The sequence below is a fragment of the Bacteroidales bacterium genome (genome assembly GCA_035342335.1).
In the GTDB taxonomy this organism is placed as follows: domain Bacteria; phylum Bacteroidota; class Bacteroidia; order Bacteroidales; family JAGONC01; genus JAGONC01.
The window spans coordinates 18,264-40,951 of the sequence record DAOQWY010000008.1; the positions used below are offsets into that span (position 1 = coordinate 18,264).

General features: G+C 49.4%; 17 protein-coding genes and 1 tRNA gene. 4 read left to right on the forward strand and 14 right to left on the reverse strand.

Annotation, left to right across the window (positions count from 1 at the left end):
* The first annotated feature begins 50 nt into the window (after positions 1–50).
* The 3 genes from trxA (at position 51) to PKI34_05670 (ending at position 4,126) form a co-directional block, all read left to right on the forward strand.
* Positions 51–368: a thioredoxin gene (gene trxA / locus PKI34_05660; GenBank protein HNS17289.1), complete on the forward strand. Its 318-nt coding sequence runs from the start codon at positions 51–53 to the stop codon at positions 366–368.
* Positions 369–410: 42 nt separating this feature from the next.
* Positions 411–1,346 (forward strand): DUF58 domain-containing protein, encoded by a 936-nt coding sequence (locus PKI34_05665; GenBank protein HNS17290.1) that lies wholly within the window; start codon positions 411–413, stop codon positions 1,344–1,346.
* A 137-nt stretch (positions 1,347–1,483) separates the two neighbouring features.
* Positions 1,484–4,126 (forward strand): valine--tRNA ligase, encoded by a 2,643-nt coding sequence (locus tag PKI34_05670; protein ID HNS17291.1) that lies wholly within the window; start codon positions 1,484–1,486, stop codon positions 4,124–4,126.
* 36 nt (positions 4,127–4,162) lie between these two features.
* On the opposite strand, the gene PKI34_05675 is transcribed toward PKI34_05670, so the two are convergent.
* The 4 genes from PKI34_05675 to PKI34_05690 form a co-directional block, all read right to left on the reverse strand.
* Complete coding sequence (locus tag PKI34_05675) at positions 4,163–4,837, reverse strand: DUF4159 domain-containing protein (protein HNS17292.1); 675 nt, start codon at positions 4,835–4,837, stop codon at positions 4,163–4,165.
* Between the two features lie 4 nt (positions 4,838–4,841).
* Positions 4,842–5,543: a 16S rRNA (uracil(1498)-N(3))-methyltransferase gene (locus PKI34_05680; GenBank protein ID HNS17293.1), complete on the reverse strand. Its 702-nt coding sequence runs from the start codon at positions 5,541–5,543 to the stop codon at positions 4,842–4,844.
* Positions 5,544–5,563: 20 nt separating this feature from the next.
* Positions 5,564–8,473 (reverse strand): PKD domain-containing protein, encoded by a 2,910-nt coding sequence (locus PKI34_05685; GenBank protein HNS17294.1) that lies wholly within the window; start codon positions 8,471–8,473, stop codon positions 5,564–5,566.
* A gap of 81 nt (positions 8,474–8,554) precedes the next feature.
* The gene (locus PKI34_05690) at positions 8,555–12,202 is read right to left on the reverse strand and encodes a PKD domain-containing protein (protein HNS17295.1); all 3,648 of its coding nucleotides are present in this window, start codon (positions 12,200–12,202) and stop codon (positions 8,555–8,557) included.
* 140 nt (positions 12,203–12,342) lie between these two features.
* Between PKI34_05690 and PKI34_05695 the strand changes: the two genes are divergently transcribed.
* Positions 12,343–13,842, forward strand: coding sequence for an ATP-binding protein (locus PKI34_05695; protein ID HNS17296.1), 1,500 nt, complete (start codon positions 12,343–12,345; stop codon positions 13,840–13,842).
* A gap of 76 nt (positions 13,843–13,918) precedes the next feature.
* On the opposite strand, the gene PKI34_05700 is transcribed toward PKI34_05695, so the two are convergent.
* From PKI34_05700 to PKI34_05745, 10 genes are all read right to left on the reverse strand, one after another.
* The gene (locus tag PKI34_05700; GenBank protein HNS17297.1) at positions 13,919–15,652 is read right to left on the reverse strand and encodes an aromatic amino acid hydroxylase; all 1,734 of its coding nucleotides are present in this window, start codon (positions 15,650–15,652) and stop codon (positions 13,919–13,921) included.
* A 311-nt stretch (positions 15,653–15,963) separates the two neighbouring features.
* Positions 15,964–16,143: a hypothetical protein gene (locus PKI34_05705; GenBank protein ID HNS17298.1), complete on the reverse strand. Its 180-nt coding sequence runs from the start codon at positions 16,141–16,143 to the stop codon at positions 15,964–15,966.
* Positions 16,140–17,576, reverse strand: coding sequence for an L-seryl-tRNA(Sec) selenium transferase (selA, locus tag PKI34_05710; GenBank protein ID HNS17299.1), 1,437 nt, complete (start codon positions 17,574–17,576; stop codon positions 16,140–16,142). Before selA ends, PKI34_05705 begins: the two co-directional genes overlap by 4 nt.
* Positions 17,577–17,590: 14 nt before the next feature.
* Positions 17,591–17,682, reverse strand: a tRNA-Sec gene (locus PKI34_05715).
* Between the two features lie 99 nt (positions 17,683–17,781).
* The gene (gene fbp, locus PKI34_05720) at positions 17,782–18,804 is read right to left on the reverse strand and encodes a class 1 fructose-bisphosphatase (protein ID HNS17300.1); all 1,023 of its coding nucleotides are present in this window, start codon (positions 18,802–18,804) and stop codon (positions 17,782–17,784) included.
* Between the two features lie 49 nt (positions 18,805–18,853).
* Entirely contained in the window at positions 18,854–19,063 is a 210-nt protein-coding gene (locus PKI34_05725; GenBank protein HNS17301.1) for a DUF2892 domain-containing protein, read from the reverse strand.
* A 137-nt stretch (positions 19,064–19,200) separates the two neighbouring features.
* On the reverse strand, positions 19,201–20,526 hold the full coding sequence (gene xylA / locus PKI34_05730; GenBank protein ID HNS17302.1) for a xylose isomerase: 1,326 nt from the start codon (positions 20,524–20,526) through the stop codon (positions 19,201–19,203).
* Positions 20,527–20,559: 33 nt separating this feature from the next.
* Positions 20,560–22,047 (reverse strand): FGGY family carbohydrate kinase, encoded by a 1,488-nt coding sequence (locus PKI34_05735; GenBank protein ID HNS17303.1) that lies wholly within the window; start codon positions 22,045–22,047, stop codon positions 20,560–20,562.
* Positions 22,048–22,090: 43 nt separating this feature from the next.
* Positions 22,091–22,309, reverse strand: coding sequence for a hypothetical protein (locus PKI34_05740; GenBank protein HNS17304.1), 219 nt, complete (start codon positions 22,307–22,309; stop codon positions 22,091–22,093).
* A gap of 87 nt (positions 22,310–22,396) precedes the next feature.
* Entirely contained in the window at positions 22,397–22,645 is a 249-nt protein-coding gene (locus PKI34_05745) for a hypothetical protein (GenBank protein HNS17305.1), read from the reverse strand.
* Positions 22,646–22,688 lie beyond the last annotated feature (43 nt).

The following is a 22,688-nucleotide window of genomic DNA, read 5'->3' on the forward strand; positions in this document are numbered from 1 at the left end:
AAATTTTTCATAATTTTGCCCCTCATTATTCATTAAATAAATCGTTCACCATGGCAATGGAAATAACTGATGCAAACTTTGAAGAGATCGTTTTGAAGGCAGATAAACCCGTCATTCTTGATTTATGGGCTGTCTGGTGCGGTCCGTGCCGGCTGGTCGGACCCATTATCGAAGAAATCGGGAAAGAATATGACGGCAAGGCGATCGTCGGGAAGCTGGACGTGGATGGTAACCCTAAAACGACCACCCGGTTTGGCGTACGCAGCATCCCCACCATTTTATTTTTCAGGAATGGACAGGTTGTCGATAAACAGGTAGGTGCAGTACCCAAATCTGTCCTGGTCAGTAAACTTGAAAAACTGCTGTAACCATTCACCCTCAGTTATTTCTTCATAAAGCTGCCCTCAGTCATGGATTATAAACTTGACCGGAACAGGATTGAGCATTACGGATCCCTTGATTTCCTTGCAAAACAGGTTGTGGCGGGATTCATCACCGGCTTGCACAAAAGCCCGTTCCATGGTTTTTCGGTCGAATTTGCCGAACACCGGCAGTATAACCAGGGAGAATCCATCAAGCATATTGACTGGAAACTTTATGGTAGGACTGACCGGCTCTACACAAAACGATTCGAAGAAGAAACAAACCTCCGGTGCCAGTTCATTTTGGATAATTCATCTTCCATGTATTTTCCGGTGCTGGAATCCCCGACGTTCGATCAGCCCAATAAGATTACGTTCAGCATTTATGCCACTGCCGCTTTGATGCACATGCTCAAAGGCCAGCGGGATGCCGTCGGGCTCAGCGTTTTTTCCGACAGCATTGAAATGCATACGGAAGCCAGGTCCAGTTCGGTCCATCATAAGTATGTGATCAACAACCTGGAGAAAATGCTTCAACCTTTGGCTCTTACTGAAAAGAAGCATACCCTGGCTACGGAAGCACTGCACGAGATCGCCGAGCGGATTCATAAACGCTCGCTGGTTGTCATTTTCAGCGATATGATGGATTCAGGGAATCCCGTGAATGAGCTGTTCTCCGCATTGCAGCATCTTCGCTACAATAAGCATGAGGTGATCCTTTTCCATGTCATCGAAAAAACTAAGGAGCTGGATTTTGATTACGAAAACAGACCGTACCGTTTTATCGATATGGAATCCGGGGATGAAGTGAGGCTGAATCCATACGAGGTAAGGGATGAATATGTGAAGACCGTCACCGCCTATCGCAAGGAGCTGAAACTGCGATGTGCCAGGTACCGGATTGATTTCATAGAAGCAGACATCAACAAGGGCTTTGACCAGATCCTGCTACCGTACCTACTCAAACGGGAAAAGCTTTTTTAAGATCAAAAAGCACACAGGAAAGAGTAAAAATCAAACCTTTGCTTTTTACGCTTTGCATTTTGCTAATTGCCATTTGCTCTTTGATCTTTTTTAATTTTGCACAACAAATCTCATTACCCACCTATTTTTTGAGTTTCATGGAGATCCCGTCAAAATACGATCCTGCATTGACAGAGGACAAATGGTACGCTGTCTGGATGCAAAATAGCTATTTCCGTTCGGTTCCAGACGAGCGGGAGCCTTATTGCATTGTCATACCCCCTCCGAACGTCACCGGCGTCCTTCATATGGGGCATATTCTCAACAATACGATTCAGGACATACTGGTCCGCAGGGCCCGGATGCTGGGAAAGAATGCCCTGTGGCTTCCGGGCACCGACCACGCCTCCATAGCCACGGAAGCCAAAGTGGTGGGCATGCTCAGGGAAAGGGGAGTGCAAAAGAGCGATATTTCGCGGGAGGAGTTTCTGCAGTACGCCTGGGAATGGAGGGACAAGCACGGCGGGATCATCCTGGAGCAGTTGAAAAAACTGGGAGCATCCTGCGACTGGGAAAGAACACGCTTCACCATGGATGAGTCACTTTATGAATCCGTGATCGATGTGTTCATTGACCTGTACGAAAAGGGGCTCATTTACCGTGGTGTCAGGATGATCAACTGGGATCCGAAAGCCCTGACGGCCGTCAGCGATGAGGAAGTCAGGCCCCAGGAAATGAAATCCAAGCTGTATTATGTGCGGTACAGGATTGAAAATACGGAGGATGAGTGGATTACTGTGGCAACTACGCGGCCGGAGACCATACTGGGTGATACGGCTGTTTGCGTGAACCCTGCCGACAGACGGTACAGGCACCTGGCCGGCCGCCGTGTGCTCGTGCCGCTCATTCATCGTTCCATACCCATCATCTTTGATGAATACGTGGATACGGAGTTTGGCACCGGCTGCCTCAAGATCACCCCTGCTCACGACATGGAAGACTACAGGATCGGCGTGAAGCACAACCTGCCGGTGATCGACGTATTCAATGATGACGGAACCATGAGTCAGGCTGCACAGCTTTACATAGGCGAGGACCGGTTCATTGTCCGTGATAAAATATCGGATGAGCTTGCTGCCCGTGGACATATGGTCAAAATTGAGGATTACATCAACCGTGTGGGATTTTCCGAACGTACGAATGTGGCCATCGAGCCTCGGCTGTCGTTGCAATGGTTCCTTAAAATGGAAGCACTCGCACCCCCGGCCCTGGAAGTGGTGATCAACAATACCGTTAAGTTCCACCCTGCCAAATTTAAAAATACGTACCGGCACTGGATGGAGAATGTGAGGGACTGGTGTATTTCTCGCCAGCTGTGGTGGGGGCATCGCATCCCCGCATATTATCTTCCTGATAATGAGGTAATTGTAGCGAAATCGAAAGAAGAAGCCTTGTATCTGGCGAACGCAAAATTTCCTGAAAGGAACATTAACCTGGATGACCTTCGGCAGGATGAAGACGTCCTGGATACCTGGTTCTCATCCTGGTTATGGCCGATTTCGGTTTTTGATGGCATCCGGTATCCCGATAATCCGGATATCCGGTATTATTATCCAACCAATGACCTGATCACAGCACCGGAGATTCTCTTTTTCTGGGTGGCACGGATGATCATGGCCGGGCTGGAGTACCGCCGGGAGGTGCCCTTCCACAACGTTTACCTGACAGGGATCGTGCGCGACAAACTGGGGCGTAAAATGTCAAAATCCCTTGGTAATTCACCTGATCCGATCCAGCTCATGGAAAAATACGGGGCCGACGGAACCCGCGTGGGTATGCTTCTGACATCTCCGGCTGGCAATGATCTTCCGTTTGAAGAAGTGCTCTGCGAGCAGGGCCGAAATTTCAGCAACAAGGTATGGAATGCGTTGCGGTTGATCAAGGGATGGCAGGTTGATGAGTCCCTCCGGCAAAGCCCTGCAAATAAAATTGCCGTGACCTGGTTTGAGTCTCGCTTCAATCAGGCACTGTATCACCTTGACGATCTCTACCGGAAATACAGGATATCCGAAGCATTAATGCTGGTATACAAGCTGATCTGGGATGATTTCTGTTCCTGGTACCTTGAGATGATCAAGCCGGAATTTGAAAAACCCATCGACGCGGCAACCTATGAGGTCACTATCCAGCTTTTTGAGAAACAGATGCAGATACTTCACCCCTTCATGCCCTTCATCACCGAAGAGATCTGGCACCGGTTAAGGGACCGGGAGGAAACGGATTGCATCATGGTGTCGAGGGTGCCATCGCGAAAACGGATCAATCACAAAATTCTTCAACGTTTTGATGATGAACGGGATGTTATCATCGCCCTGCGAAGTGTCCGAAAAGAAAAAAAGATACCCCAGAAACAGGCACTGGAGTTGTCGGTAAAGAAGAACTTCGGTGAAGAGCCCATCACAGCTTTTGATCCCATTATCTGTAAACTGTGTAATCTTACCGGAATAAGCTATGTTGACGAAAAACCTTCCAATGCCCTTTCCTTCATCATACGATCCACTGAGTTTTACATTCCATTCTCCTCTGCTTCCGTTGATTCTGCGGCCGAGATTCAAAAATTGGAGGAAGAACGTAGTTATCAGCTGGGATTTCTGGAAGGGGTGGACCGAAAACTCAGCAACGAAAGGTTTGTCAGCAGTGCACCCTCTGCAGTGGTGGAAAAGGAGCGCAGGAAGAAAGCCGATGCCGAAGCCCGCATCAAGGTGATCGAGGAACAGCTGGCGTTGCTGAGAAGAGATTAATGCACAGTCTTCAGGTTCAAAGGTCTTCAGGCCATCTTATTGCCGGAATACATAAGTAATGAGGTTCGCACCCATCCTGAGCGCCTTCAGGCGGGTTTCTTCCGAGTCTTTGTGGACCAGGGGATCTTCCCATCCATCTCCCAGATCACATTCGTAGGTATAAAAACATATAAGCCTTCCCTCGTGAATCAGTCCGAAGCCCTGCGGCGCTTTCCCATCGTGTTCGTGTATCTTGGGAAGACCGGTCGGGAATTCGTATTTTTGATGATATACCGGATGATCGAAGGGTAATTCGATAAAATCCAGTTCCGGGAAAACTTTTTTCATCTGGGGACGCACATAGGCATCCAGGCCATAATTGTCGTCAATATGAAGAAACCCACCTGCCAGAAGATATTTTCTGAGATTCCGTACCTCGTCGTCCGGGAAGATGACATTACCGTGCCCTGTCATATGGACGAAGGGATAATTGAAAATTTCCGGGTCGCCTGGTGAAACGGTAGCATATTCCGGATCAAGAGATGTTCCGAGGTTCGCATTGCAAAATTTTATCAGGTTGGGCAGGGATGTGGGATTGGCATACCAGTCGCCGCCTCCGCTGTATTTAAGCAATGCGATTTGGATCCTGGATTGGGAGAATACAGCTCCGGGACCAAGCAACGTGATGACGAACAGAAAGCAAATTCTTTTCAGCCGACAGTTTACTATCATAAAATCATTCATTTGAAACATTGATCATACTGCAGGCCACAACGCCCGCTGTTTCAGTCCTTAGCCTGGCTGATCCCAGGTTTACCTGTACAAAACCAGCATCACAGGCCTGCCGGATCTCCGGCTGACTGAAGTCGCCTTCGGGACCGATCAGAATCAGAACGCTTTCTCCCCTGGAATAATTGTCCCTGAGGTGACCATTCCGGAGATCGTAATGGGCAATGAATTTTTTATCAGAACCGGATTTTGTGACAAATGAGTGAAACGGGACCGGGGCATTGAGCACAGGCAAAGTGGCCTTGATGGATTGTTTCAATGCTGCGATCATGATCCTGTTCATGCGCTCCACGGGTATGGATTTTCTTTCAGAATGTTCACAGATGATCGGTGTGACCTGATCGATTCCGATTTCCGTCGCCTTCTCCAGGAACCATCCAAACCGGTCGATGGATTTTGTCGGAGCAATGGCCATATGCAAGCTATAGGAACGGGCACCCCAATCTGTACAGATCCTGGTTACCCTTACGGTCGTTTTTTTTAGTGAATCCGAGTCAACGACTGATTCAAATAACATACCTTTCCCGTCTGTCAGATAAACGGTATCTCCTTTCTTCAGGCGAAGTACCCGTGAACAGTGCTTCGATTCTTCTTCACTGAGTGTATAGGAATCTCCTGAACGTATATCCGGCGTGTAGAATAAATGCATCTTATGGCAGAACCGGATGTCTATTCGAGCATCAGCTTCCTGGTGGTTATCGTCCTGTCGTTGATGAATTCCAGCAGGTACAATCCCCTTGGACACTCTGAAAGGTCAACCTGCAGGGATCGTATACCGGGTTGTATGGTTGATTCCCTAATCCTTTGCCCCTGTAAATTCACTATGCGAAGCCAGGCTTTTTCCCTGACTTCTCCGAAATTTACATTTAAAAGTCCGGTTGAAGGATTTGGGAAAACGGTCAGCTCCGAGCTCTGGTCAGGATTGTCGATACCAACCGAGTTGTAAACGACGATGTTGTCGAGGTAAAGATTATTTCCAAAGAAACTATAACATTCAAACATGATCCTGATATCGGTTTTTCCCGCCCAGGGTGTAAGGTCGAGATAGCTGCAGGCTGGTCCTGATGATCCGCCGCACCAGTCTTCGGCATTCTGAGGCAAAAATTCTGTGTTCATGGGTGGATGGGTGATGAAATTACCTGAACCATCCTCACCGAGTGCAAGTATCCGTGTCCAGGTTTCCTGGCAGTCATCCGAGAGGTAAACGATCAGGGAGTCGGAGATACTTGTATAATACTGTGTATAGGCATGCTGGAACGTCAGTGTAATGTAATCAAATCCTGAGAAGTCGAGCGGAGGAGAGACCAGCCGGTCGCGTTCCCTTAGTTCGCTATAGGATCGGATATCCATATAGGCAGCTTTATTGCCCGGAGTAGTGCCTGATATGGTAGTAATATCCCAGGTAATCTTGCCATCAGGATTTTGGATGCTCCATCCCTTTGCGGTGAAGCCTCCTTCAAAATTTTCTTCAAAATTGAGTGGTGTGCCTCCGGCAGAAATGAAGTTATCTTTGGTCAGGGTGGAACTTCCATTGGGATTGGTTGCTGTCAGTGCAATCGTGAAAACACCCGGGCTTGTGAAAACCACCTGGGGATTTTGTGAAGAAGCAGTGGTCCCATTCACGTACATGAAATCCCCCGGTGTAATGCTCCAGTTCCACGATTGGGGATTATAGATGGTCAGGTCGGTGATCGTGATGGTGTCTCCCAGGCAGACGATGGATTCTTCGACGGAGAAATCAATTTCAGGCAGAATGGTTGTGCTGGCGGTGATGTAATTCTGTTTTGTAAGGGTGTTGGTGCCCAGGGCATTGCTGACCGTCAGGCTTACGTCGTATGCACCGGCAATGTAATAGATGATATTGGACGGATTTTGTTCTGTGGAGACCGAGGGTTCAGCTCCTTCGAATTCCCAAAGCCAGGAGGTTGGTTCGTAAAGGGTCTCGTCTGTGAAATTGACACCGGTAGTAACCGGTACTGTGGTGATATTGGCTTTAAACTGCGGCAGGGGGGCTGCCGCTCTTTCCAGCATGGCCCACCACGTACCCCAGGTGTTGGCCGGACTTGAAGCATATTCCTGGAGGGTCCAGAAATCCAGACTATTACTTGGATCCACGCACGTTGCCGAATAATCGCCCCATCTGTTTCTGACATCACCGTATGTTTTATAGTAAGGAGCTGTGCCATTTTTAAAAAGATAGGTCTCCCTCAGGGTGTTCAGGGGATCATCTTCTGTACGCAGGGAGTAATTGGCACTGGCATACTGGCTGGAAGAGAAACTGGAATAACCTACCAGAACCTCATTGATCCCATTCACACTAAGGGAAGGGTAAGAATAGAACATGGTACCCGTGGGATCGTCCACCCTTCCTCTCTGGATGATGGTTCCGTTTGTGTCCACCTGCCACCATTGCACCGAACATCTGGAAGGATTGTTGGCGGGCAAAAAGACCGTATGTGCGAACCAGAGGTATCCATTTCTGTAGGTTAACTCATGGATCCTGCTGTCTCCTCCGTCGATGCGCTGGGATGTTCCAAGCTGAGGTGAAATATTGCCATTGTTCTGTGGATAATTGTCACCCCAGGGATCCGCTGCAGAGATGGTTCCCTGGTTCTCAAGGATGGGCTCTCCGAAAACACCGGGTTTGATGCGGTACTTGCGCAGGTATCCGCTGCCGCCAACACTTCCGTCGTAGTTGGTGATCAGGTAAATATTTTCCATTTCGGGGTCAAAGGTCATTGCAGGAGCAATAGTGAATCCATTGGAGGGGACAATCCTTGCATACCCCGGCTCGGGAACGCCGGCATACAGCTCATCCTTTTCAAGGACCCAGATGGCTGCATTCTGATAACTGTTACCTGCCGTGAACATATTACCGGATACCACGACCCAGTGTTTATTGAAGCCGATGCTGGGAAAATCACACCAGGTGTAATTCAGCGGATCCGAATGAATGGCGTACATGTTCCATTCACCCATGGGGTCTTCTGAAGCCGAAACTGCAACAAATATTTCCGAAGTGGCAGGAGTTGAATTCTTCACCGTTACAAAGATCCACCGGTTTTCATAGGGATCGAACATAAGGTTGGGATCGAATGCTCCGCTGGATCCGGGCAGTTCACTCCAGAAACTGCTGAGCGAAACCGTCGAGAGGTTATTGCCTGCTTTATCCTGGATCCTGACCTCGGTGTTGAGGGTCACCATGAGATGGTTCAAACCCACGCATCCTTTGGTATCGGGAGGAATGGCGGTTTGGTTGTCGCCCACTCCCTGGAAATCCAAGGTGGGAGCCGGCGAACTTTCCAGTGGGAGTGTCACAGGTGAATCATCCCGTGGAGGTTCTCTGTAAATGACTTCATCGGGGTTGATGGGGAAGGTAGGAGGTACCCATAATGGTTTTGGTTTTTTTATCCTGGCTGTCGAATCACACGGATGAGCAGCATCGTATTTTTTGATCTGGTCAAAGTGTACTTTGACGTGCCGGTGAGCCTTACCGGATGTTTGCATCAGTGCCTGTGAATGCACGGCTGTTGCGCAACAAACCCAGATGGCCAGTAATAGAAACAGACTTTTTTTCATGAGAAGGAAGAAGGTTTATGTTACGTATATCAAAATTACGAATATCTGTTTAATAAAGGTAAAACTGGACTTACATTTATGTCAATCAAGCACCAGTTTTCGGTTCTGAAGAAAGTGATCCCCTTTGACCTCCACCAGATAAATTCCTTTTGGCAGATGGGCAAGATTGAATTGTTTTATAAGATTTCCTTTTGGGTTGACAAGTTTTTCCTCAAGTGCAGCCTGCCCGGCAAGGTTCAGGATCTTCAGGCTGACCTCTGAGGGCGCATGATTTACCACGAGGGTAAATTCTCCGTTGGTCGGATTGGGAAACACGATAACAGAGACCTCTTCCTGTTGTGGCTGGTCGATGGCAACCGTGGTGAACAAAGTGATATTGTCGATATACAGATTGTTACCCAGGAAATTGTACGATTCGAACCTGATCCTGACGTCCTGCAGGCCCACCCACGCTGAAAGATCAACGGTATTGCAATCGCTGCCGTAACCCCCGCCGCACCAGTCCTCCGCGCCCTGGGGAATGAATTCCTCTGAGGTTGGCGGATGGGTGACAAAATTGCCGATACCGCATTCTCCCAGTTCCAGCAGGCGGGTCCACGTTGTGCCGCAATCCGTTGAAATGGAAATGATCAGTGAGTCGGATATCATTGTATATTCCTGTGCATATGCATGCTGGAAGCTCAGGTAGGCGTTGACATAACCGGTCAGGTTCAGCGGCGGGCTGATCAATCTGTCACGCTGACCGGGGATGACATTGTATTGGTAAATATTGACCCTGGCTGCCTTGTCACCGGGAGTCGTGCCTGCTACTGAAACGATCTCCCAGGTCTTGTACCCATCGGGGTTTTGTATATCCCAGGAACGTGATGTGAAGGTGCCGGTTTCAAAGTCTTCGGTAAATGGCAGGAATTCGCCACCGACCATGATATAGTTTTCCTTGGTCACGGAACTGGATCCATTCAGGTTGGAAACCGTTAAGGTGACCGCATAGCTGCCTGGTTCTTCGAATGAGACAACAGGATTCCGGGATGTGCTGGATGTGCCTTCCAGGAAGGTAACCGATGCAGGCTGAAAACTCCAATCCCACGCAATCGGGCAATAGAGGGAAGAGTCGTAAAACGTGGCAACAGCTTCGCCGCTGCAGAAACTTCTCACCGGGGCTGAAAAATCGGCCAGGGGTGTGATGGCTTCGCTGACAGTGATATAGTCTGTCCTGATCAGGGAGTCGCAACCCAGGGAATTGCTGGTCACCAGCTTGACGGAGTAGATCCCTTCATTCTCATAAACGATCCCGGATGGATTCCTTTCGGTGGAGGAAGGGTTGCTGGCACCATCAAATGTCCAGTGCCAGGAGGTCGGGACGCCCAGCGACCGGTCTGTAAAATTAACCTCACAGCCCGCCGGTATCAGGGTTTGGTCAACCACAAAATCAGCGGAGGGGATGCCATGGTAGGGGGCTGATTCCCATAATCCGCGGCCATAGGTAGAGGCTTTCAGCATATCGCCCTCCGGATTGACCGGATCATAAAAAATATCGATCTCGGAGACCCTTCCGGCCACGGGGAAACCGCCGGAATACTGAATCCAGTCATCCATCGACAGATCCCTGTAATAAATACCGGCATCCGTGCCCAGATACAATCCTTCCTGGCTGTTTTTATAATAAGTGATTCCGCTGAAGTAAATATTCGGCAGCGAGCCCGTTATGTCAATCCAGCCAAGGCCCCTGTCGGATGACCGGTAGGCGTGATTACCCTGGGTCATGTAAACCACATCGGGATCAAAGGGGTGAGCTTCAATATCGCTAATGGAGCTTGAGTTGGGGAGAAAATTGTTAAGACTGATCCATTCAACGGCATCTCCAAAAGCCTGGTCGGTGCGCACCAGTGAATTGCCGCGTGCGGCATACAGAATGTTCGGATCTGCCGGGGATTGTTCCAGTACATTGACATCTGCTGTTTCTCCTTCTGATATCTTTTTCCACTGGATCGTGCCTGCTTTGACATTGTCGCAGTACCAGATATTTTTATAACCCGCGAACATGGCGGCCGGGTTTGCTTCACTCAGGATAAAGGGGGTTACCCAGGCTCCTCCTTCCGTGATCCCGTTCACACCCTCTCCGGCGATCTGGCTTGAGTTACCGTGATTGAAAAGACGGAAGATGCTTCCGTAGTAAAGTGTCGCGTAGCTATACCTGGAATCCTGGTAATCAAAGGCGCACTCCATTCCGTCTCCGCCGTAGACATTCAACCAGGCCTCACCCGTGTAGGTCGAAGTTCCGTTATCCTGGTATCCGTTGATGACCAGGTTTCTGCTGGTTGCACTCTGGCCCAGCCGGTAGGTCTGACTGATGGCAAGGCCATTGGAGATCTCTGTCCAGGTCCCGCCATCATCGGATGAAAAATAGATGCCTCCGTCATTACCGGCGAAAAGCCTTCCGTCGTGGGGATGATACTCCAGTATGTGGAGGTCGGCGTGGACAGCGGGCACTCCGCAGTCGCCCCACCAGTGGGATACAATGAACCAGGTGGCACCGCCGTCCGTTGTCTTGAAACAGTTGACACCTCCTGCATATACCGTATTCGGATCCTGTTCATCCACAGCGATGTCCAGGTCATACCAGGCCTGGCCTCCCTCAGCGCTGTCGTTGCATCCCCAGCTCATGATGTTTGGAGATGTGGACATGAGCGCAAAGGAGTTTCCCCCGTCCGTCGAACGGAAGATCCCCTTGTAGGAAGAGGATGTCGTGGTGAAGAAATAGACCACATTGGGGTCGGCCGGTGTGACACCGATGGCGCCCCGGTAACCTGCCGTGATGCCATTGGTTACCTGCGACCAGGTCTCGCCAAGGTCAAAGGAGGCAAATAATTTCCCGCTTGTTGTGGTAAAAACAACATCCGGGTTGTCGATTTTGAAAACAATGTCCTTATGGTCACCTGCAAGTGTGCGGTACCAGCTTTGTCCCCCGTCGATCGTTTTGTATGCACCACCGCTGGTTGCCGCCAGGATGGTACTGGGATCACCGGGATGCATGATCAGTTTGCCAACGGTTTTGTTATCCATTCCTGAATTGGTGCACATCCAGGTGATCCCGCCATCGGTCGATTTCATAACGCCCAGACCTGCCGCATCACCAGCGTCGCGGTCACCCGTTCCGAGATAGATGACATCCGGATCGTTGAAATCAATCACGATGGAGGATACTCCCAAAGTTGGCAGTTCGTCGGTCAAACATTCCCAGGTTTCTCCGTTATCGGGGGATCGCCATAATCCGCCGGAAGGTGCTCCGATGTAGATAACGTTGGGATCGGCCGGATCGAATGCGATGGCGTTGATCCTGCCCAGGCCCTGGTAACCCCGTGCCAGCGGCACGGTAAAAGGACCGAGGTTCACCCAGTCGCCCTGATTGTCGCGGTCACTGTGCTTTTGTACATAAGCTTGATATTCATTCCAGACATGATCAGGGTCGTGTCGGGTACCATCAGGCAGGATCCTGTTCTGTGCCATGTATTCCCACCTTTTGAACGGCTTCCACCCGCTGCCCCTGGTGATCTCGCGGTTGGCCCAGTAGACATTGAATGCCCGTTGCACATCATAGAAATTCGCCGATGGATCCTGCATCATTCCGATCCAGTAGGGATAATCCGTTGTATCTGGTTGCTGCGCAATGATTTCACGAAAGGAAACCAGTGTGGCAATGAGTAAAAAGAGGCGTAGAAATCTTTTCATTATCCAAAACTATATGACCAATGCAAAGGTACGAATTAATACACCATACATTTCATCAGAACGGTGACATTTTAACGGATCTGATGTTGAGAAAGATAGAAATATCATTATCTTTCGAGCTGTCATTTAAAGAATTCCCCATGCAAACCACGGAATCGGCAACACTCATTATCCCCCATGAACTGGCCTATTTTGACCTGGCGCAGCTGTTCGTCAGGGAAATGGCGAGAAAGATAGGATTTATGGGCAATACACTTAATCAGATCGAGATAGCCTTGGAAGAGAGTGTGACCTTTGTCATGAAACAAACGTATGACAAGGAGGAAAGCAAAACCGTGGAGATCACCTGCCAAAGATTGGTGGGAGGAATGAAGATCATTGTCAAGGATATGGGTATTCCTTTCGATCCAAACCAAATTGCCCGTTTCAACATCACTAAAAACATTGAGGACATGGAGACGGAGGGTCTCTGGATCTATATGCTGCATAAAGTGGTGGATGATCTTTCATTCAAGAACCTTGGCCATCTCGGTAAAGAGATCCATATGGTGAAAAATCTGCCCCAGCCAGGATCTCCGCTTACCTCGTCCCAAGAAGAGATGGTGGTCACGGAAGAAACGGCGGTCATCAGGGGAACGATTGATTACGAAGTGAGACGAATGTTGCCGGATGAGGCCATTGAAGTTTCCAGGTGTGCCTATAAATCCCACGGCTATTCCTTCTTCGACGATCATATCTATTATCCCGAACGACTGGTTGAAATGAACAGGAATTTGGAAATGATATCGGTGGTCGCTGTTACGACGGAGAACGATTTTATGGGTCATACGGCGCTGCACTTTCAGCACGAGGATGATACCATCGCCGAGTTGACGTTTGCTTTTGTTAACATGGAATACAGGGGACTAGGCGCTATGAACAGGATGACCGAGTTCCTGCTGCAGGTGCCCAAGAAGCGGAAGCTGACAGGTATCTATGCGTATGCGGTGGCCAATCACGTGTTTTCACAGAAAGCCCTGAGCAAATATGGGCTGAGAGATTGCGGCATCCTGCTTGCCACCAGCCCCGCCTCCTGGAAGTTCAAAGGCATTTCGGATGATACTTCCCAGCGAATCAGTGTTGTTCTTAGTTTCCGTTACATGCATCAACCCACTTCGCTGATCCTCTATCCTCCGGAACAACACCGGAAAATCATTATGGCCCTGTATGAATCCCTTGGAGCATCCCATCAGTACCACCAGGTTGAATCACAGATAGTTTCATTCAAATCACCCGTATCTGTCCTATCAACAGATATGAATGAACTGGAAGGTTGCGGAGAGATCTTCGTTATGAATTTTGGCGAAAACATCCTCGACGAAATCAGGAAAGCTCTGCGAAGCTTCTGTGTCAGGCAGGTCTCGTCCATCATCCTGTTCCTCAAACTTACGGATCCGGTCACCTGTCATTTGACGGAAGAAGTTGAGAAAATGGGATTTTTCTTTGCAGGTATCCTGCCGGATACGATGATCGGGGATGCACTTATATTGCAGTATCTCAATAATGTGGAGTTTGACTATGCCAAACTGGTGATCCATCAGGATTCTACCAGGGAGATTTTAGCGTACGTAAGGGCGCATGATCCGAATGAAAATCTGTGAAAATCCCGAAGGGATTGAATGTATATAGAAAAGCAATCCGGTGAATCATATCGATGCCGAAGGCATCGTACATTAATCATATAATGAGTTCCAATCCGTTATCCATAAGGGCACGGAACTCTTCATTTTTTATTTTGAATTGTTTCATGTGGTCATAGATATCTTCGGAAAGCTCCTGCAAAATTGGTTCTTTATGGCCTAGTTCATAAATCTCCAGGCAAAGCAGCCATTCGACTTCATTTAAATTCTTCATTTCATGCCAGACTCCCGGTAGCATCTCTAAACCTTCTCCTGATTCCCGGATATCCCTTACCTTCTGATAAAGGGCATGTACCTTCCTTGCTTCATCCGTGTGGATGATCTTGTGTGTTTTTTCAGTCGGTACGGGATAACGCAGTCCAAATGCATCCGGATCGGCTGGTCCTGAGAATGCCGATGTTATTTTCTCTCCGACTGCCATGTCGTAGCTGCCCCAGGCGGGATCAAATAAAACCTGGTCAAGATAGGTAACTTTGCATTCTGTAAACGAGAACAGAATGTTATTACCATTCTTTTGCGTAATACCCTCCAGTTTTCCCTTAACGCGCACCCCTGACGTAAAATCCAGTGAGCAATGTTGGCCGGTGATGATCCCTAACCGCATCAGGTCATCTACCTGCATTACTTCAAGTGGCATGGAGGAAGCTTTTATTTTCCCGACCGGTGATCCAAATCCATGGTTGTGATATTCTTTGCCGTGTCCCTCAAGTTGTTTGTTGTCGAACGCAAGAGCCGTGGGACCTGTGGTTTTGAAATATACCGGATCTGCTTGTTCCACGATGACCTCGGTAAAGGTACCTGAGACCTGAAGGCCTGAACTGCAGACACAGGTGGCTGTATTGCCTGAGTTTATGGCCTGCCGGAGGCCGTACAATCCTCCTTTGCGGAGGGCCATCCCTTCGGCAAACTGATTCAGCACAAAGGTCAGGTGATCAAAATCGGGTGTGACAAACAGCTGAGGCTGCATGGTGGTAATGTCGAAATTGACATCTGCGGTTTCAACCGAGTAAGGTATCTTTCTGACGTGGTCTTGCAGGCAATTCTGGCTTTCACCGATAGAGGAAAGAAGTCCGGCACCATAAATCCTTGGATTTTTAAGGTCACCCACCAGGCCGTATTCCACCGTCCACCAGTGAAGGTTGCGGATCCTGGCCATTTCGCTGGGTGTACCCAGGTTTTGTTCGATGTAAGTCAGTTCCCGTTCCGCCCTTTCAATCTCATCGGCGGGAGTGTAGGGGTCTGCTTTCAGGATGGAAAGGTGTCTGACCGCCCCATAAAGTTCATAATCCCTGGCCGAGGAGAATGCTTTGCTGCCGATCTCTCCGAATAAACGCAGGTATTCTGCATAATGGTCGTCCGCAATGATGGGTGCATGGCCTGCTGCTTCGTGGATGATATCCGGTGATGGAGTATAGTTGATCTGGTCGATGGGGCGGATATCGGCGGCTATCACCAGTACCTTGCAGGCCTGGAATTCCATAAAGGCAGAAGGGGGGATGAATCCGTCCACTGCCACGGCAGCCCAGCCGATCTCCTTCAGGATGCGGTTCATGCCGTACATGTGGGGGATTTGCTCAATGCTGATTCCGGTTCTTCGCAGCCCATCAAGATAGGAGCCATGGGCTACACGGCTGAGGTAACGGACATTCCGGCGCATCACGTAACGCCAGACTGCGTGATCCTGAGCCGTATAGTCATTATAGGGTTGTTCGATCACCAGATCCAACAGGTGTCGGGGCAGCCGGTCGAGGATTTCATTGGATTCGTACATGGGGTAAAAGGTTACATGTTGCAAGTAAACCCGCAACCTGTATCCCGTAACAATAAACATAATAACTGTGGTTTTGTTCAGGTGAGCAGCATTTTCCCTTTCTCCATGATCCTCAGATAGAACGATTGTTTCGTTATCGAACACTCCAGCGCGAATATTCCTCTCTATCAGACGGGGATGCATTGAGTTTTGCTGCCAGGATTTCAAGAAGAACAGGCCCTGACTCCTTCATCATTTCAACTTTCAGCCACGCTAATTTTTCTGCCTCCCTGAGATCCTTATGATAACCTGCCAGCTTTGTTGTCCGCTTCTTATGATGCAAAGAGTTTATATTCAACACGATACCTCCCCCCAATCGTAGTGTCGATGGATGAATTACGGATGATGTAGTGATCCTGGTTCATCAGAATGGCTGGTCTGTCAAGATGAATCTGTATCAGCGCTGCCCTGTCCGCGTGGCCGGCTGTCCCCAGGATCAGGTGACGGCTCATGGATAGAGGGAATGATAGACCGGATTGATGATTTTTGCAACCAGGGCGATTTCGTGGTCAGGGATGGTCAGTACGTTGAAAAAGACGCGCCCCTGACGAAGGATGGCCAGAATGGGCAGGTCCTGAAGCAAAAGCCGGCGGTAAAATTGTTCAGCAAACTGGGTTCGTTCCCTGTTTGTTTTGTATGGACCCGTGATCCGAACGGCATAACCGGGAATTTCAGCATCCGGGAGCGATCCTCCTCCTGTCGAGGCCATATCGGGCATGACACTGGATTCGATGCTAAATTCAAGAAGAGCTTTCTGCAGTGAAATGGCTTTGTCGCGGAGCTGTTCGGGTGTTTCCCGCAACATCCGGAAAACAGGATTCGTCATCATCAGTTGGTCTTCATCGGGATAGTGCAGGCAGGTCGCTTCAAGGAAGGCAAGTGTGGTTTTCCCCACCCGCAAAGCCCTGGTCAGCGGATCCTTTTTCAGCCGGGCAATGAGCTCTTTCTTGCCGGCAATGATCCCTGCCTGCGGACCTCCAAGTAACTTATCACAGCTGAAACTGACCAGATCGGCTCCTTCTGCAAGGGTCTGCCGTACATCGGGCTCATCTTTTAAAAGTTGAACGCCGGTCTTGCGCAGCAACCCTGAACCCATATCGTAAACCACCGTTACGGAATATTTCTTCCCCAGTTCAACCAGTTCTCTCAACGATGGCTGGTCGGTGAATCCCCTGATCACATAGTTGGATCGGTGTGCCTTCATCAGCAAAGCAGTTCTGGGTGTGATCGCCTGCTCATAATCTTCCAGCCGGGTCTTGTTCGTGGTCCCCACTTCGATCAGGCGGCAATCCGATGTTTTCATGATATCCGGCAACCGGAACGACCCACCGATCTCGATCAGCTCACCCCGGGAGACGATGACTTCTTTTTTCCGGGCCAGGGTGCGCAGGATCAGTAACACTGCCGCAGCATTATTGTTGACCACCAGAATATCCTCAGCACCGGTCAGATATCGTAAAATTCCTGTCACGTGGACATACCTGGAGCCCCGCTTCGCTTCAGCCAGGTCGAATTCGAGATTGCAATAACCGGTCAGGACATCTCTTACCTCATCCAGGATCTGTTCACCGACAGGCGCCCGCCCGATGTTGGTGTGAATGATCACCCCGGTGGCATTGATCACCCGGCGAAGACTGTGCTGACTGACCTCATCCAGGGACTTAATAATCATTTTATGAATTTCCTCCTGGGATGGAGCAGGCGAACCATTCCTGATCTGATCCCTGAAATGATCCAGGGTAGCGTGAATGGCATACAGGACCATTTCCCTTGAATGGATCTGAAGCAGGTTCTTTATTTCGTCGGAAGTGAGCAGGGTGCCCACGCCGGGAAGCTGTCTGAATGATCCCTCCACAGGGTTCATGTTACCATTCTTTGCGGGCACAGGTGGTCGTTTTGCAGAGAGGGCAGGGATCGAACCTGCCACAGCCGGTTTTATCCGCCTGTCATTGGTTTTGAAGACCAACTGGAACACCAGTCCCGACCTCTCTAGTGATTTTGAACGGCCATGCCCTATTAATTACAAATGTACACAAAGAAATTCAAGTTTAATTGTCCGGGATTTTCTTTACCGGCTTATGACAGAGCAATCACATTCTCTGCGCAGCAAAGTCCTTCGAGTAGTAATTCATAAAATATTCTGCTTTTTCCACCATATGAGCCGAACCGACGAACAGTGGGCTTCGCTCGTGGATTTTTTCAGGCTTGATATCCAGGATTCGCCGGAATCCGTCGGACGCTTTTCCGCCTGCCTGCTCGGCCAGGAAGGCGATGGGAATGCATTCATATAACAGGCGAAGTTTTCCCTGTCGGTTTTTCTTGGTTCCGGGGTATAGATAGATCCCTCCGCGAATCAGGTTGCGGTGGAAGTCGGCGACCAGGGAGCCTATGTACCGTGTAGTGTAAGGTCTGTTCGATTCAGGATGGTCTTCCTGGCAATAGCGGAGGTACTCTTTGACTCCTTCCGGGAAATAGATATAATTCGCCTCATTGATGGAATAAATATTTCCCCCTTCAGGGATGCGCATGGTTTCCTCTGAAAGGATGAACAATCCAACCGTGGGATCATAGGTGAATGCGTGAACCCCAATGCCGGTGGAGTATACCAGCATCGTTGATGAACCATAAATAACATACCCAGCGGCAATCAGGTCAGTGCCGGGTTGTAGAAAATCTTCTGTCGTACCTGGATTTCCAGCGGGTGAAATCCGGCGCCAAATGGAAAAGATGGTGCCAATGGAAACATTTACATCGATATTGGAGGAACCATCCAGGGGATCCATGGCCACCACATACTTTCCTTTCCGGGAAAGCTCGGTGTCGAAGGTGATCAGCTCTTCATTTTCCTCGGATACAATAGCACAGCACTGTCCCCCGCTGCGCAGCGCCCTCGTGAAATGCTTATTGGCAAATACATCCAGCTTCTTCTGCTCTTCCCCCTGCACATTGGTACTGCCCTCCAGTCCAAGTATATTGGCAAGCCCGGCACGGTTGATATCACGGTTGACAATTTTCGCTGCGATCCCGATATCATTGAGCAACCGCGATAGGTCACCTGTCGCTCCGGGAAAAGACTCCTGCTTTTCGTTGATGAACTCGATCAATGTTTTCATTGAGGACTGACTTTTCAATCAATTTTCTGCCTTTTTCCGCGTATGAACATTATTTTTTCTTTGCACAGAACGTATTGCACTTGAAAACCGTGTAGAGGGGGCAATGACCAATGATACCTGTCACGAAGAAGATGATGGCAATGATCAGGAAGACGATCCCCCATCCTCCCGTGATCACTTTGGTGAAGAAAAGAATTGCGAAAATGGCCGCGATCACGATTCTGATGATCCTGTCGGCCCATCCCATGTTTTTTTTCATAGTAGTAGGTTTTAAATGACTGTAAACGATTGAACGAAGATATGAAATTATTTTTACAAGCACGATCCGGTTTACTCCTTAAAGGGAAACAATGAGTTTGGAATTTTAATGATTATCATTCGTTCATACCTCTAAAGTCAACAATAGAGGTTGATCATCCGTTCGAACAGTTCCTGCTTGCCACTGATCTGGCGGGGTTCTCCCTGGCTGCGTGCTATTTCCCGCAAATCCTCCAGTGTGAGGCGTCCGTCTTCAAACTCTTTCCCTTTGCCCGAATCAAAGGAAGCATACCGCTCCTGCCGGAGTTTCAAATAATCCGATTCTTTCAGGATCCTGTCGGCAAGGATGAGCGCTCTGGCAAAGGTATCCATGGCCGTGATATGGGCAACGAAGATATCTTCCAGGTCGGTGGAGTTGCGGCGCATCTTGGCGTCGAAATTGATACCCCCCGGTGCAAGGCCACCTGCCTGGAGTATGACCAGCATCGCTTCAACGGTTTCGTAGAGATTTACCGTAAACTGGTCGGTATCCCACCCGTTCTGGTTGTCGCCGCGGTTGGCGTCGATGCTGCCCAGAAGGCCTGCATCAGCTGCCATCTGCAACTCGTGTTCAAAGGTATGGCCAGCCAGGGTGGCATGGTTCACCTCGATGTTCAGCTTGAAGTCCTTATCCAAACCATGATGCCGCAGGAAGCCGATAACCGTTTCCGCATCAAAATCATACTGGTGCTTGGTGGGTTCCATCGGTTTGGGCTCGATTAGGAAGGTACCTTTGAATCCTTTGCTGCGGGCATAGTCCCGTGCCATGGTGAGGAAACGGGCGAGGTGCTCTTTTTCCCGTTTTGTGTTCGTGTTGAGCAGGGATAGATATCCTTCGCGTCCTCCCCAGAATACGTAATTTTCCCCTCCAAGGGCGATGGTGGCATCCAGCGCATTCTTAACCTGGGAGCCTGCGTGGGCGACGGCCAAAAAGTCGGGATTGGTTGCTGCACCGTTCATGTAGCGCGGATTCCCGAAAACGTTTGCCGTTCCCCACAGCAGCCTGACACCCGAAACGCGCTGCTTTTCCCGTGCATATTCCACCATTTGTCCCAGCCGTTCTTCATTCTCAGCCACGGTCCCATCTCCTGTAAGGTCCGTATCATGAAAGCACCAGAACGGGATCCCTGCTTTGGTCATGAACTCAAAAGCGGCATCCATCCGGTCGCGGTTGCGCTGCATCAGGGAAGGAGCAGCCTCCCAGGGAAATACTTTCGTGCCCTGACCGAATGGATCGTTGCCGGTGTTGCATAGGGTATGCCAGTACGCCATTGAAAAACGAAGATGCTCCTTCAGGGTTTTACCGGCCACTGCCTGATTTTCGTCGTACCAGTGGAATGCCATGGGATTTTTTGATGCAACTCCCTCGAAAATGATCTTTTTAATTCCGGGAAAATATTCTTTGTGCCCAGTCATTATATTCATAATTATTTGATCTATATATATTAATTTTATGTATTATACCGTGATCAGATCAGGAGGTAAATGATTTTTCCAGTTATTGTAGGCCTGTTCAAGGGTATCTTTCTTTCTGGATGGAGTGATTTGGAACAACCTGTTCATTTTTCTGAAAACAACCTCTGTATTTTCAACAAATCCTGCTCCGACCGCGGCTCCCATGGCAGCACCCAATGCCCCGTCGGTGTCGAAAAGATGGACCGGGATGCCCGAAACATCAGCAAGTGCCTGCCTGAAAACGCTACTCAGAAACATATTGGCAAATCCTGCCCTGATCGCGGATGGTCGTAGCCCCAATTCTCCCATGACCTCCAGGCCATAGTTCAGGGCGAATGCAATCCCTTCCTGTGACGCCCTGAAAAGATGTGCGGGCGTATGAAGGTTGAAGTTGATCCCGTGGATACTGCAACCGATATCGTGGTTTTGAAGTACCCGTTCGGCTCCATTCCCAAAGGGAAAGACCAGCAAGCCGTCGGAACCTTCAGGGATCAGCGCAGCCCGGGCGTTCATGGCCTCATAGTCCAATCCGGATGCGATGTTTTTTTTGATCCACGAATTGAGTATCCCGGTTCCGTTGATGCACAGCAGGACGCCCAGTCTTGGCCTATCTGGCCGGTGGTTGACGTGGGCGAATGTGTTGATCCGTGAAAGCGGATCGGAGATCAGCCGGTCGGTCACAGCGTACACAACCCCGGATGTGCCAGCCGTTGCAGCGACTTCACCCGGTTGGAGGACATTCAGCGAAAAGGCATTGTTCGGCTGGTCACCGGCACGGTAGGTCACCGGAATGCCGGGCTTCAGACCAAGGTTCCGGGCAAGGACAGGCAGCAGGTTACCCTGCTGGCCAAAGGTGGGTGCGACGGAGGGGAGCAGTTCCCTTTGAATTCCCGTTTTTTTGAGAAGCTCGTCAGAGATGCTTTCCTTTTTAAAATCCCAGAAGATTCCTTCTGACAATCCTGGGACGGTCGTATTCATCAGGCCGGTCAGCTTAAAGGCAAGGTAATCGCCCGGCAACATGATGCGGTGAATTCTGCGGAAAAGGTCAGGTTCATTCACCATCACCCAAAGGAGCTTCGAAGCCGTGAAATTTCCAGGTGAATTGAGAAGATGCATTCTGCAATACTCATTTCCAAGCTGTTCAGCGATCCGGTTGCCGGTATCCACCGCCCGGCTGTCGCACCAGATGATGGAAGGTCTCAGCGGTGCGCCTGCTTCGTCCAGACAAACAAGCCCGTGCATCTGATAGGTGATGCCGATGGCTCTGATCCCTTTGGCTTCGTTCCCTGCCTGCAGAATGACGTGACGGATGGCTGCTTTGGCATGCTCCAACCAGGATTCAGGGGATTGTTCTGCCCACCCTTTCTGTGGAGCAATGATCGGCATCTCCTGATCAGGTGTCTGTGACCTGGCAAGGCACACACCCGATTCAACATCGTAAATGGCTGCCTTGATGAACGAACTTCCAATATCAAGTCCCAGTGTTTTCATTTCAGTCCCATACGTACTTCCACGTTCCGTCGTATTGCCGTTATCAGATCGTCATATATACCCCTTTATATTCACTGATTCTTCCTGTCGAATCCTTTATCTGCCAGAGGTATTTTCCGTAGCTGTATCCCAGATCCCCAGTTGCCGATACCTCAATGAAGTCGGGCTCCCAGTCAACGATTGCCTGCCGGTAAACTGGATGGTCATAAAATTGATGTTCGGTTTGGCGAATCTCTTCCTTGTAATTTCCGGTGGAATTCATTTCAGTCTTTTGATTACAGGAAACCATTACCAATAGGAGGAAAACCAATGATAACAGTTGAATGAGGTTTTTCATGAATTTTTTATTTCATAACCACTTATTCACTTCATCTTTATTGAAATATTCCGGATCGAACTCATCCCCCAGCCACTCGAGATTGCTTTCATATTCCTCATGATCAGGCTGTTTAAGAATCTCCAGCATTTCTGCATAACCCCATACGCCTCCGCAGTCTTCCGGAGGACATTTCATTTCACCCACAACCGCCTCCAGACCTTTGGCTTGGAGCCCCTTAAGGCAATCTGAATCTGATAAATAGTTGTTGTCATGTTTCAAAAGATAGGATTAAGGTTTTACCGGGGAGTTGACTTGATGACCC

Bases quoted from the DNA above. Each gene is read 5' to 3' on its own strand.
- trxA (HNS17289.1), top strand. From the start codon at position 51: ATGGCAATGGAAATAACTGATGCAAACTTTGAAGAGATCGTTTTGAAG.
- PKI34_05665 (HNS17290.1), top strand. From the start codon at position 411: ATGGATTATAAACTTGACCGGAACAGGATTGAGCATTACGGATCCCTT.
- PKI34_05670 (HNS17291.1), top strand. From the start codon at position 1,484: ATGGAGATCCCGTCAAAATACGATCCTGCATTGACAGAGGACAAATGG.
- PKI34_05675 (HNS17292.1), bottom strand. From the start codon at position 4,837: ATGATAGTAAACTGTCGGCTGAAAAGAATTTGCTTTCTGTTCGTCATC.
- PKI34_05680 (HNS17293.1), bottom strand. From the start codon at position 5,543: ATGCATTTATTCTACACGCCGGATATACGTTCAGGAGATTCCTATACA.
- PKI34_05685 (HNS17294.1), bottom strand. From the start codon at position 8,473: ATGAAAAAAAGTCTGTTTCTATTACTGGCCATCTGGGTTTGTTGCGCA.
- PKI34_05690 (HNS17295.1), bottom strand. From the start codon at position 12,202: ATGAAAAGATTTCTACGCCTCTTTTTACTCATTGCCACACTGGTTTCC.
- PKI34_05695 (HNS17296.1), top strand. From the start codon at position 12,343: ATGCAAACCACGGAATCGGCAACACTCATTATCCCCCATGAACTGGCC.
- PKI34_05700 (HNS17297.1), bottom strand. From the start codon at position 15,652: ATGTACGAATCCAATGAAATCCTCGACCGGCTGCCCCGACACCTGTTG.
- PKI34_05705 (HNS17298.1), bottom strand. From the start codon at position 16,143: ATGAGCCGTCACCTGATCCTGGGGACAGCCGGCCACGCGGACAGGGCA.
- fbp (HNS17300.1), bottom strand. From the start codon at position 18,804: ATGAAAACATTGATCGAGTTCATCAACGAAAAGCAGGAGTCTTTTCCC.
- PKI34_05725 (HNS17301.1), bottom strand. From the start codon at position 19,063: ATGAAAAAAAACATGGGATGGGCCGACAGGATCATCAGAATCGTGATC.
- xylA (HNS17302.1), bottom strand. From the start codon at position 20,526: ATGAATATAATGACTGGGCACAAAGAATATTTTCCCGGAATTAAAAAG.
- PKI34_05735 (HNS17303.1), bottom strand. From the start codon at position 22,047: ATGAAAACACTGGGACTTGATATTGGAAGTTCGTTCATCAAGGCAGCC.
- PKI34_05740 (HNS17304.1), bottom strand. From the start codon at position 22,309: ATGAATTCCACCGGAAATTACAAGGAAGAGATTCGCCAAACCGAACAT.